Origin of the sequence: Mycoplasma sp. CSL7503-lung (genome assembly GCF_025515455.1) — a bacterium.
Classification (GTDB): domain Bacteria; phylum Bacillota_I; class Bacilli_A; order Mycoplasmatales; family Metamycoplasmataceae; genus Mycoplasmopsis.
The window spans coordinates 1-12,528 of the sequence record NZ_JAOPHP010000003.1 but is presented as its reverse complement, the minus strand read 5'-3'; the positions used below and the strand labels follow the sequence as shown (position 1 = coordinate 12,528).

The window sequence follows — 12,528 nt, the reverse complement described above, 5'->3', positions numbered from 1 at the left end:
CCTCAAAATTCTATATGTAATTATTTTATCATATCAAATCAGATAGTCAAGTATTTTTATAAAATATTTATATGAATTTAAATGAATATGAAAAATTAGTGATTAATAAATTAATCGAACAGTTTAATTATGAAGAAAAGATTTTTAGAACACAACAAAGAAAAGTAGATATTAAATATAAAAATTGAATTGTTTATAAAACGGTTAAAAGAAAATTAATTATTTATGGAGTTGAAGTTGAATACAATTTAACACGTTATAAAGATAAAATTACTGGGAGAACATTTACTTATTATCATAATGAAATTGTTAAAAAAATAGGTAGATCTAAATGATTTTTTCAAGATATTTATAAGGCTTATTTATCAAATAATTTTAGACGTAGAAAATCTAAAAAAGTAGATTTTTATGTTCCGCTAGATATCTTTTATTATCATAAAAAGAAAGGATTATTTAATAATTTAGATAAAAAAGATAGCGAAAAAATTGATTATAGTGATGGTGTTCAGATTGATATTGATGATACATATACGAAGATTAATAGGGGACGAATTAAAGAAAAAGTTATGTTAAGAATGGTGTTATTAACAAATAAAAACAAGCAACAAACTTGTTTTATTTTTAATAAAATTAACGGTTCGGTTGAAAATATAAGCAAGAAAATAATAGATTTTTTAGGTAAAAAATACCCTAAAAATAAGATAAAAATTAGTGGCGATGGAGCAACTTTTATCAATAAAATTGCTGAAAAAATAGGTGTAAAAAGGTATTATGATTTGTTCCATTTTAACAAAATTTTGTTTGATTTAATAGGTTTTACAAAAAGACGAAACAAGCAAAACAAGAAAATTTTTAGGGTAAATTTGTATGGTTGAGTTCAAGAAAAATTAAAAAAATTGGAATTTGATAGTGTTATAAAACTAATAAAAAATATGATAAATAAATTGAAAAATGAATGTGTTTTTAAAGACAAAAGAATTGAGTTAGAAAAGTTTTTAAGATATTTTTTAAAAAATATTAACTCTATTTTTAATACTTTTCAGAGGTCAAATTATTTGGGTGGATTGGCCGAAATAGGTATAAATCATATAATCAAAAGTGCGATTTATAAAAGGTTTTCGTTGTTTGGTTGGGACACAATAATAGATAAAATAAAAAAATATACGAGAGATAAAAATATAATAATAATTTAAAAAATCAATGTTTGTATTCAAATGTTGAATTTTCTATATACTATGTATATAGTTTTTTAGTATATACAAATAGTAGATATTTCTTATACAACTGTATTCATTTTATATATATTTTTTATTAAAGTTTTATATATACGTAGTATATATAACAAGATATTTTTAAGTGTTTTCGTTAGAAATTTAAACGGTATTATCTTGCACTTTAAAGTAGCGTACACGGGCACGCGTGATTTTAGCTACGCTAAAATAAGCCACTTTATTCGAACAATGTTGTTGTAAATGCGAAAAAAATATTTGATGGATATAAAAATTTTTTGCTATAATTAAATTAGCTAGAGTGTTAAATGAAAACATATCTAAAAATCACGGAATCATAAAATAATATATCTAGCAATAAAAGGTTTTTGTTCCGAAACATCTTTTGGTATAAAATTAATCTTGTCAAATGTTGTTGAATAATATTTTTTTAATTGTTTGCTTTCTTTATCTTTTCCGTCTAAAACTAAATTAAATGATGTTATTTGGGATACAATATTTAAATCCAAAGCAATATATTGACCACCTTTTAGAGTTAAAGTATTCTTTGTATCATCTTTAAGATTTAAATATTTGATTTTTGAAGCTCCGATATATGCTGCACCAATATTTTGACGATTGTCAGTATCAATATTAGAAAGAATTTGAGCATTAGCATTTTTATTTTCATCTGTTTGTTTGTATAAATCAGGGTTTGGAATTTGATTTCTATTTTCTTTTGAAACATATAAATTATCTAAATTTATATTTCCTGATTTAGATTTAATAAAATTAATTTTATTTAACACAAGTTTTGCAAGTGGTTCTAAATATTGATTACCAGGTCTAACAATTTTTTCTTTATCTCTTGGTTTTGAACCTTCTTTTAAATCGTCCCTAATTAGATGTTTAGCAAAATTAAATGCTTCTCTAGCTTTGTCTGCGTATTCATATGCTTCGAATAATTTAGCCTGTTTTAACCTAATATCATAATCATATGAATTTAGTTCATCAAACAATTTCATCGCAACCAAACCATTTTTGATAGTTTCTGCTATTTTTGATAGAGATAATCCAAATAATTCAATTTCTTGTTTCATTTTTTCATTAGTAGAATAATGCATAAATTCATCATAAGCATCAATTATGGATTCCATTTCATTTAATAATTGTTCTCTATCTGATTGATTCAAATCAATATTTGAATTTAATGAATTAGTAATCGATGTAATTAATGGTCTAATTTCTTTAGATTCATCATCAATATTAACTCCTCATCTAGTTCCATCTTTAGATGTAGAAGTAATGTGGCTTGCTAACTTCATAAGGGCTTCAGGGGCTTCTGGAGCTATTTTATAAAATGATTCTTTTCATTCTTTTCAAGCATTAAATGATTTGATATTTCATGTATACGAACTTATTGCACTAATTGCAATTTTAGATAATTCCCCTTCTTGCATTGGGTTTGTTACAACACCAAGTAATTTGTTTGGTTCAACATCATTATTTAACATTGTCCCCGGACCTAAATTAAGTGCTGTATAGTCTGGATCATTTACAGGTCAATTCAATCAAAATAAAGGGGATCTACTTGTTCCGGAGGTATTGACTCATCAATTTATAGACCTTGTTTCTACACTACCAAAAACATTAGCTCCAGTATAAACAATTCATACTTTAGAATTATCTGGTAACTCTCTTTGGTATTGTTGTAATTGAGCAACTGTTCCAGACCATGTATTTGACATTCCTTCGTATTTTGTCGGAACAAACACAAAACCTTTTACTTCTCTACCTTCTTCAGAACCTCAAGCCACTAAATCTTCGATTAATTTTTTTACAAGATTAAATGGTTGTCCATCAATATCATCTGCTAATAAACCAAATTGTCTAATACCTACTTCATCATACATTTGCTTAAATTTTGTTTTTAATTTTGCAACTTCGGAATCATAATTATTTTGTAAATCAATGGCGTGAGATTTATTAATTCATGGATGAACAGTTCAAGTAAATTCTACACCTGCATAATGCCCTGCTTCAACTGTTTTTTTCATTTTTTCAATTTCTTCAGAAGGATATAATTGATCTCATTTTACACTATGATACGGATCATCCTTTGGAGCAAAAATATATGAATTAGCTTTGTATTTACCGGCTAATGTCATCATTGAACTTCTATCTTCTCAAGATCAAGGAACTCCGTAATATCCCTCTATAAAACCACGTATTTTAGTGTCAGCATAATCGTTAATTACTAAATCTCTAATAAATTGACCATTAATTTCTTCGAATATTCAACTTAATGTATTAAAGGCAGCAAAAACACCTTCTTTATCTTTAGCTATTATTACAATATTATTATCTTTAACAATCAAAGAATAAGCATCAAATTTATTAAAATCATTATTAATTTCTGATTCATATTTGGACTCAATATATTTAGTTACTTCATCATCAGAACCTTTTATACCAATTAATACTTTAGTATTCAAATTATTTTGGTTTAAAGAAACATCCAAAGTGTTCTCAGATTCTAAATTAGATTTAATATTTAAAACGGATTTAATATGATAATCTAAATATTTATTTGATAAAATTTCCGATCCACGAACCAATGTATATTTCGATGAAATAAAACTTAAATTATCAAAATACTTTAAATTATGTGGATTAGGGTTAATTGTATATTTAATTTTAGAAACTTCTTTTTCAGACTCTTTTATTTCAACTTCGTTTAATGTTTGGTCACTATTATTAAGCGAAACTAAACTAAATAAACTTGAAGTTGCTCCTAAAATAGTAATTTTATTTAAAAATTTCTTATTTATTTTCATAATTTACCTCAAAAATTCATATTCGTATATACGTATATATAAGTATTCTTCTATACAATTTAAATTTTACATATCTATAAATAGAGGTAACTTTTATGCATAAAATATTTTTCAATTTATTTTTGAGATAATTACAAAAAAATGATTTATTCTTTTTTTAGAATTAAATATTCAATTTTTAACATCGATTATTCAAAATTGATTATTCAAAGATGAATATAATATTTAAAACATATTCTAATAAAAAACATAAGAAAATTTTAGCTTTCTTATGTTTTTTAACTATTTTTTATTTTCGTTTTTAATATTGTTCCTAATACCTATAGATAATGAATTACTATATGCTTTAGTTGTTTTTTTGAGTTCTTCAATAAATGATTGATCTAATTTTACTTTTGGATTTGACATAATTCCTCCGTGTAATATTGAATAATTATTCTTTTAATATTATATCACTATAAAGATATTTTTTATTAAAAAGTTAATATTTAGCCGTTTTTTCTACTAAAAAACAACTTTTTTAAAAAACTCACTCTATTAAAGAGGAGTTTTAATCAATTATAAACCTAATTCTTCATCAGTTGGGATATTTAGGTTATCACCAACATATTGGAAGATTTCTGGTGATTGTTTAATATATTTACCATCTAAAATTCTAATAACACTTTCGACTGTGTCTTCTAATTTAACATATTGACCAGGCGCTTTTGTAAAGTGTTCTGTCATAAAAAAGTTTTGTGTAAAGAAGTTTTCAAGTTGTAAAGCTTTTTTAACAATAACTTTACTTTCTTCATCAAGTTCATCGAACCCGAGAATAAGAATAACATCTTCTAAATCTTTATAAGCTTTTAAAATACTTTTTGCTCTTCTAATTGCCTCAAAATGTCTTTTTCCGATAATTTTTTCATCTACTGAGTTTGAATTTGATGCAAGCGGATCAAAAGCAGGGAAAATATTTTTAGCAGATTGAGCTCTTGATAAAACTAAACTTCCATCAAGGTGGTTAAATACTGCAACAGCAGAAGGATCTGACAAGTCATCCATTGGTAAAAACATAGTTTGGAATGAAGTAATTGATCCGTTTTGATTTCTGTATAAACGATCTTCAATATTAGCAACGTCACTATCAAGTGTTGATTGGTAACCACCAACAGAAGGTTTTTTACCTAATGTAGCACTTGTTTCATTTTCAGCTTGAACAAAACGATATATGTTATCAATAAATAACAGAACATCTTCTTTTTCTTTATCTCTTAAATATTCAGCAGCCGTTACACCAATCGGAACGATTGACATACGTGCTCCAGGGGATTCGTTCATTTTAGAGATATACATTACTGATTTATCCATTAATTTAGATTGTTCTAATTCATTAAATAATTCAATAGCTTCTCTTGAACGTTCTCCAGAACCTATGAAAACATTAGAAGTTTTATGGTTTTTACGGTTAACGTTAAAAATGATTTCTTTCATTAAAACTGTTTTACCAACTCCGGCACCACCGAAAATACCTAATTTATATCCTTTAATAATTGGAATGAAGAAATCTATAGCTTTAATACCTGTTTCCACAAGAGTTACTTCATTTGTTAAATATCTATCAGTATTAATAATAGAGTTCATTTCTACGTATAAAGGTTTTGTTCCTCTTCCTTCTAGTAGAGGTTCACCGCGGAATGAGTAAATATTGTTTCTTGATCCTTTACCAACTGGAACATAAAAACTTCTTCCTGTGTTTGTAACACTATCATCAATAGAAATTTCGTCAGAAGCATAAATAATTATAGCCCTAACTGTTGTGTCATTTAAAACCCTTTTTACTAATAAGTATGTTTTCCCACTATGTAAAGTTAATAACGTATTAACTTTTGGTAAATTTTCTTTATCAAACTTAATTTCAATAATATCTGATCATAAATTTAAGATTTTACCTAACATTATTTACCTCCGTTTGCTTCTTTAACTTTTAATTCTCTAGATATTTTATCTAAATATGCTTCATCTAAACCAACAAAATCATATTCATTATCAATATCTCATTCTAAACTATTATAATCTGAAAATTGTTTTAATGCACTAGCGAAAAATGATTTAACTAAATTATCATCATAACTTAATCCATTAATAATTCTATTGTAGTTTTCTTTTGCTTCTTGATTTTCAACAATAAATTTATTTAAAAATTTCATTGCCAAATCTTCATTACTAATACCTTTAAGAATTGTTCATGAAACTAATTTAGAAGTGAATAAAATTAATTCTTGTTTATATAATGTAAATCCTCTTTGTTGGAACATTTTATCGATAGTTTTACCTTTGTAAATCAACATTGATGTTTCTTTATTGAAATCATAATCTAACATAGCTAATTTTAGATGACGTTTATATTGTTTATAAATTTTACCAACTTCTGCAGCAATTTTAGTAACTTGACGACTTTGCACGCTTGAACCTGTACGAGAAACAGATAAATTAATATTAATAGCAGGTAATACACCTTGTGAGAATAAATCTGCACTAGTTACAACTTGACCATCAGTAATAGAAATAATATTTGATGCAATTAATGAAGTTATATCTCCGTCAACTGTTTGTAAAATAGGTAATGCAGTGATTGTTTTACGTCCAATAAATGAACCTGAACGTTCTAATAATTGTGAGTGTGAGAAGAATGTGTCTCCTGGCATAGCTTCTTTTCCAACTGGTCTATCAGTTAATAAAGCAATTTCACGAATTATATTTGCATGTTTGGTTAAATCATCAAAAACAATTAAAACATCATGTGTTTTTGATAAATTTTCGGCATGAGCCATACCAATATATGGTGCTAAATATTGTTCATACGCACTTGTTGAAGGTGCATCAATAATAATTGTATTTGATAAGGCCTGATTTTCACTAAGTGTGTTGTATATTTTTGAAATAGCTTCACGTTTTTGACCAATAGCAACATAAATACATTTAACACCATTTCTTGCTTGGTTAATTATTGTATTTAACGCTATATGTGTTTTACCAGTTTGGCGGTCCCCAATAATTAATTCTCTTTGACCTTTACCTATTGGTATTAAAAGATCGATTGGAATAATACCAGTGAATAATTGTTCGTTTAAAGTTTTAACAGTCATCAAATCGTGTGCTAATTCAAATATTTTAGCACTTGATTGACCTTCATTTGGAACTAAATTATTTCTTTGTTTTGTAGGTAAAATAATATTTCCTTCAATATCAATAACTTTTCCGAAGTAACTGTGATATGTGTATACACTTGCTTCATTATTTTCTAGAACAATCTCAGCATTAATTCTTAATTGTGTATTTTTTGTGTTTGCAATTAAAAACGCTTTATTTTTAGTTGCACTAATTAACATAAGCTTAACTTCTGAATTTTCTTTTAATGAATAAAATTGTCTCTGTTTATAAGGAAATTCACCGCTTACTTCAACAATATAATCAAATATTGATGTAATTTTTGGATTATTTATCATATTAAATTCCTTTCACTCCTAAACCTACAGCTAATAATACAATACCAGCTATTAAAACAATAGCCATTGTTATACCAATAAGTAGATAAAGTTTTTTAATTTGTGTTGTTTTTTTGTTAAATTTGATTAAAGCAACGATTAAGTTGATTAATGTACTTAAACCACCAATTGCCAATAAGAATATACCAAAATCTCTCAAGAAATTAGATTTTTCATCAGACTGGCTATTTAAAATTTCAATTGCTTCTTCATAATATTTTTGAAAATCTTGTTTTGCTGTTTCGTTATTTAAATCTTTTGATTTAGTTAACTCATTTAAGATTCTTTCATGTTTTGAAAGTGATGTAAGTGACTCAATAAATGAATCATATCAAGTGGTCAAGCTAAAAGAACTTGTTTTTACTATTGAATTAAGCTTGTATAAATCAAAACGAACCAGGTTGTATAAATCATTTAAAACGTTCAAATTAAAGTTTTGAGACTCTCAATCTTTAATAATTTGAGCACGATAAGGTTCGCTTTGATCTTCGATTGCTACACCTCAAAATCCAATAATTTGTTCTTCATAAGCGTTCAACATTAATTCATAGTATGGTAAACTATTTACTTTTGAATTTTTCAATTCGTTTAATGTTCAAATTCATAAATCTTTTGAAGCAGATTCTCAACTATCAGGATTATTACCATAAGATTCATTAATTTCGTTTCTTTTATCATCAAAATCTTTGCTATTATTTAAATCAACGGCTTTAGCAATCATTGAAAAGAGAGCTCTTGAAAGTCTACCACTTTTTAAATCAGTATAATTAATTTTCGAATTTATACCTAAAGCTTGGTATAATCTTCCAAATTGTTCTTTTATTTGGTCAATTTCTGCCTCATGTAAATAATTTTTTGATAATTCTTCTTCAGATGTGTCTAATTGAATTTCAATTTTATAATCTCTTTTTATATTTCTAGTTTTATCGTTTCTATCACTAATCATAACGGTGGCTAACATTTTACCGTTATTTTCAGCAATATCAATTACATCATAACTATATCTTGTGTTATACGGATTATCAAAGTAAAAAGGTGAATTCTCACGTCTTAAATTGTAATCTTGTTCTTCTTTAGCATCGATTTCATCTTTAGATGCTGGTTGCTCTTGATTTGAATTTTCACCATTAGCGTTATTATTTGATGGTTGTGCATTTGAAGTTGATGTTAAAGAACCTTGATATTGATTTTTATATTGTTGGAAAATATTTCTTAATTGTTCTTTTGTTATATCTCCCAAAGAAGCTTTAACATTTGGTAATAAAGCAGGAATAGCTAAAATTTGTTCTTCAGGATCCACTGGTTCAGCTGGTAATGGCTCAGTTGGTTGTCCTTGCGGAGGTCTATTTGGGTTTGTAGGATTTTCAGTAGGTTGTTCTTGATCTTGTTCTGTTTCTTCTTCAATTTCAGTTTCTTGGTTTGTTGTTAGGTCAAAATCAATAAAACGAGGTCTAATTCTAGATTTAAAATATTCTTCTCAAGAACCATAATTTTTAGGTACGGTAATTGTATAACCTTGCTTATCACCGATTGTATTAAATTCTAAATTAATATCTTTTTCAATTTCTAATGCATCTTTTTCGTTGTAAATTATTGAGCCTATTGATGTTAATAATTTATCGCCATACTGTTTAATACTTTCTTGAAATTTACCTTTTTGAAGTCCATTAACTTCATCTCTAGATTCAATTGATATAACACCATCCTCTTTAACTTCGTATTTTTTCTTTACAGCTTCAACATAGTTTGTTGTTGAACTTTTACCTAAAGTTACACCTGTATATTCTTTTCCGTTATAAGTAACTTTACCTTTATCAAATTTTTCATTTTGAGATAAAACATAAGGGAAAATAATAGTAAATTCATAATCTTCGGGTTTTTCTAACATTTTTTCTTTGTTAGATTCTAAATAATTTTTTAAGATATGTAGATAAGTAAGCCTGCTTAATCTTTGCTTATAATCTAATTCATCAGATTTACTATCATTTGAAGAATCTTCGCCTCCTTGATCTTCACTAGGTCTAGCTTCTAATTTTGCAATTTCATTATCAATATAACTATTCGCTGCTCCTAATGCACTTTCAAGAATTTTTTTAATTTCTTCTTTTGCTATTTTATCGTACTCAGGAAATTCATTACTTAATCTTGGTTTTTCTTTTTCGTTATTACCGCTGCTATTTGTATTTGAGTTAGAGTTTGATCCTGGAGCAGGAGTAGACGGACTAGTTGTAGTAGTTTCGTTACCTGCCGAAATTAAAGAAATTGGTAAAATTGTTGAAGTAACTAATGAAGCAAATTTTCAAAATTTACGTTTTTTACTCATAATTATCCCTTTCTTTAATTTTTAACTGTTGCATCAATTTATATTCATATAAATCTTCTCTTAATTCATCTAATTTTATTGTTTCATCAATTGTTAAACCAATATTTTGCTTAAATTTTAAATAGTTAATTCTTTCGTTTAAGTCATTAATTTTTTCTTTATGGTTTTGTTTGTTTTTTGACCTTTTATAAAACTTCATTGGTGAAAAAGTTTTAATAATAGTTTGCTCTTCTTCAATAACTATATTTGCGTTTTTTAGAAATAAATAGAATTCATTTTCTTTTTCGGATGTAAATTTAATCAATATTTGCGGATATGCACTTATTGAGTTTTTCTCCAATTTAATTCAATCATCTTCGTCATTGTGGTTAATTGATAAAAAGTATCCTTTAAGTGTTAAATGCTTATTATCTATAAAAGATATGTGGATAGTTTTAAAATTCATCACTACCCCCTTCTTCAAAAACAGTTTTCTTTTTCTTTGTTAATAAAACTATTTCCTCAATTTGTTTTTCTTGTTTTACACGATTAATACGTTTAGATATTTTAAGTAATTCATCATCTAATTGCTTACTTTTTTGATTTGTAGCAACTAAAGCATTTTTTGCACTATAAAATGATGATTCAGTAATTAATGAATTTATTGAGTTTTCTAAAAATATATTGATTTGGTTTTCGATAAAAGTTTCAATATTAGGGAATATTTTATAATCTTTAATTGTTTCATCGAATCTATTTTTATTTTTAACACCTAAAATTTTATCAATATCAAAATTCTCTAAAGGCAATATTGTAAATGGCTTTTTAAAATTCTTATTGGAATTAATTACAAAATGTACTCTAGAATAGTTATTATCAATAAATAAAATTTTTGTCATTTGAGTGAGCGTTTTAGCTAATTTGTTTACAGAAGAATTTTCAAATGACTTAATAACACTTAAATTGTTTTGTTTCGCAAATTGCAAGGCACGATTACCAATAGTAATAAAATCCGTTTCTTTATTCTTGATATTTTCTAATATATTTCTTTCATATCTAGAATATGAATCTGTACCATATTTTTGTTCTTCTGTTAAATATATGTAAAGTTCTTTTTCTTTGATAAATTTTGATTTCATTGATTTTAAGAAATTGTTATTCTTAACTAAAGACACATTTTCGATAAAACTATTTTTAATGTTATATTTATTTTTTAAAGCTTCAATTAATTGAATATTTAAAACCGAATTTTCAACATAAAAACTTAGTGTTTTAGTTAATTTCATAATATTAATTAAAAGAATATTTTTATCATTATTAACCTTTAATTTAATATGTTCAAGGTTATTTTTCTTTTGTACAATATCTTTTAAATGCATTTTAAATCTCTACTACAAATTTCTTATCAAAGAAAACTTTTAATTTTTGTGATGTGCTATCTATGAAGAAAGCGGTATTAGGTAATATTTCTAAAACAAATCCATTATTTAAAAGCGTTTCTATTTCACTATTTAAGGAATCATATAATTTCTGTAAATTTGGTTGAGCACTTTTAGTTAAGTTAAGTGAATAATCATTTGAAGACTCTTTATCAACAATATTTGGAACTAAGACATTAGCACTAAATTTTAAATTAACATTAAAATTAATAATAAATTTTCTAAAAATAATATCATTTCTGTTTTTAATAGCTAAATCTAAATTAGCAACAAATTCTTTATATTCTTTTGAATTAAAACCTAAACTATTTTTAAGTAAAATTGTAGCCATAATTTTACTGTTTGATAAATATTTATCACTTTTAATTTTTTCTTTGTAATTTGCATATAAATCAAAAAGTTGTTTCTGTTCAGGTGTTATTTTTTTCTTATTTTTTCACATGTTTTAATACCTCTTCTTGTTTGTCTTTGATCTTATCTTTTTCAATCTTTACAAGTGTATATAATGAATACCCAACAATATACATTAAGAATGAGAAAATAATAATAAAATTAATTATTGACGCTAATTTAAATAATGGTAAAACTGTTGGTACTGAAATTAAAGTAAAGTTTCTATCAGCAAGTAATAATTCATTTAATCCAAAAATAAACATTAAAATTGTTTGAACAAATATTGCTATAAAAATTAGGTTTGAAGTTGTTTTTGAAAGTGTTTTATTTTTTACTAAATAATGAATATAAATAATTATTGATAAAACAGCAATAACTATTATGTTATATATATTTCAATCAGTTTTATCATCTAATAAAATTGATGAAATAACTAACAATATTCATAGTAATGTTTGTGTCAAAGCTAAAACAATTGTATTTGTTATATAACTTTTAAATTTTCTTTTGCTTGATTCTAAAACAATAAAGTATAGTGCAAATATAAATATACCAATACCAATTATTGTTAAATAAGCAAAATTATATGTTGTATCATCTCCGATAATACGAAAAACTTTATTTATATCTGAAGTTGTTGCAACATATATTAAATAAAGTAATACCGAAATAAATAATGTTATTGATAACATATATCCTAAAATGAAATATCAAGTGCAACACTTTCGTGCTTGGTATTTTTATTATATCTTAACGATCTAAAAAAATCTAAAATTTTACTTAAAAAATCAATATTATTACTTTGTTTTCAATATCAAAAGT

General features: G+C 25.3%; 10 protein-coding genes. 1 reads left to right on the top strand and 9 read right to left on the bottom strand.

Annotated elements, in window-relative coordinates; genetic code table 4:
• Nucleotides 1–71: 71 nt before the first annotated feature.
• Nucleotides 72–1,193, top strand: a complete 1,122-nt coding sequence (locus tag N9R85_RS00690; RefSeq protein WP_262858158.1) for an Mbov_0401 family ICE element transposase-like protein — start codon at nucleotides 72–74, stop codon at nucleotides 1,191–1,193.
• 356 nt (nucleotides 1,194–1,549) lie between these two features.
• Here the strand turns inward: N9R85_RS00690 and N9R85_RS00685 are convergent, their stop codons facing one another.
• From N9R85_RS00685 to N9R85_RS00645, 9 genes are all read right to left on the bottom strand, one after another.
• Nucleotides 1,550–4,045, bottom strand: a complete 2,496-nt coding sequence (locus N9R85_RS00685) for a beta-N-acetylglucosaminidase domain-containing protein (RefSeq protein WP_262858157.1) — start codon at nucleotides 4,043–4,045, stop codon at nucleotides 1,550–1,552.
• Between the two features lie 282 nt (nucleotides 4,046–4,327).
• Nucleotides 4,328–4,453, bottom strand: coding sequence for a hypothetical protein (locus tag N9R85_RS00680; RefSeq protein WP_262858156.1), 126 nt, complete (start codon nucleotides 4,451–4,453; stop codon nucleotides 4,328–4,330).
• 150 nt (nucleotides 4,454–4,603) lie between these two features.
• Nucleotides 4,604–5,983: an MSC_0618 family F1-like ATPase beta subunit gene (locus N9R85_RS00675; RefSeq protein WP_262858155.1), complete on the bottom strand. Its 1,380-nt coding sequence runs from the start codon at nucleotides 5,981–5,983 to the stop codon at nucleotides 4,604–4,606.
• Entirely contained in the window at nucleotides 5,983–7,533 is a 1,551-nt protein-coding gene (locus tag N9R85_RS00670) for an MSC_0619 family F1-like ATPase alpha subunit (protein WP_262858154.1), read from the bottom strand. Before N9R85_RS00670 ends, N9R85_RS00675 begins: the two co-directional genes overlap by 1 nt.
• 1 nt (nucleotide 7,534) lies before the next feature.
• Nucleotides 7,535–9,895 (bottom strand): MSC_0620 family F1-like ATPase-associated subunit, encoded by a 2,361-nt coding sequence (locus N9R85_RS00665; protein WP_262858153.1) that lies wholly within the window; start codon nucleotides 9,893–9,895, stop codon nucleotides 7,535–7,537.
• Nucleotides 9,888–10,340, bottom strand: a complete 453-nt coding sequence (locus N9R85_RS00660) for an MSC_0621 family F1-like ATPase epsilon subunit (RefSeq protein WP_262858152.1) — start codon at nucleotides 10,338–10,340, stop codon at nucleotides 9,888–9,890. The genes N9R85_RS00665 and N9R85_RS00660 overlap by 8 nt, the downstream gene beginning before the upstream one ends.
• Nucleotides 10,330–11,253 carry an MSC_0622 family F1-like ATPase gamma subunit gene (locus N9R85_RS00655; RefSeq protein ID WP_205852594.1) on the bottom strand — a complete coding sequence of 308 codons (924 nt, stop codon included), beginning with the start codon at nucleotides 11,251–11,253 and terminating at the stop codon, nucleotides 10,330–10,332. Before N9R85_RS00655 ends, N9R85_RS00660 begins: the two co-directional genes overlap by 11 nt.
• A gap of 1 nt (nucleotide 11,254) precedes the next feature.
• Entirely contained in the window at nucleotides 11,255–11,755 is a 501-nt protein-coding gene (locus tag N9R85_RS00650; RefSeq protein WP_205851739.1) for an MSC_0623 family F1-like ATPase-associated protein, read from the bottom strand.
• The gene (locus N9R85_RS00645) at nucleotides 11,742–12,398 is read right to left on the bottom strand and encodes an MSC_0624 family F1-like ATPase-associated membrane protein (protein WP_262858151.1); all 657 of its coding nucleotides are present in this window, start codon (nucleotides 12,396–12,398) and stop codon (nucleotides 11,742–11,744) included. The genes N9R85_RS00650 and N9R85_RS00645 overlap by 14 nt, the downstream gene beginning before the upstream one ends.
• Nucleotides 12,399–12,528: the final 130 nt, after the last annotated feature.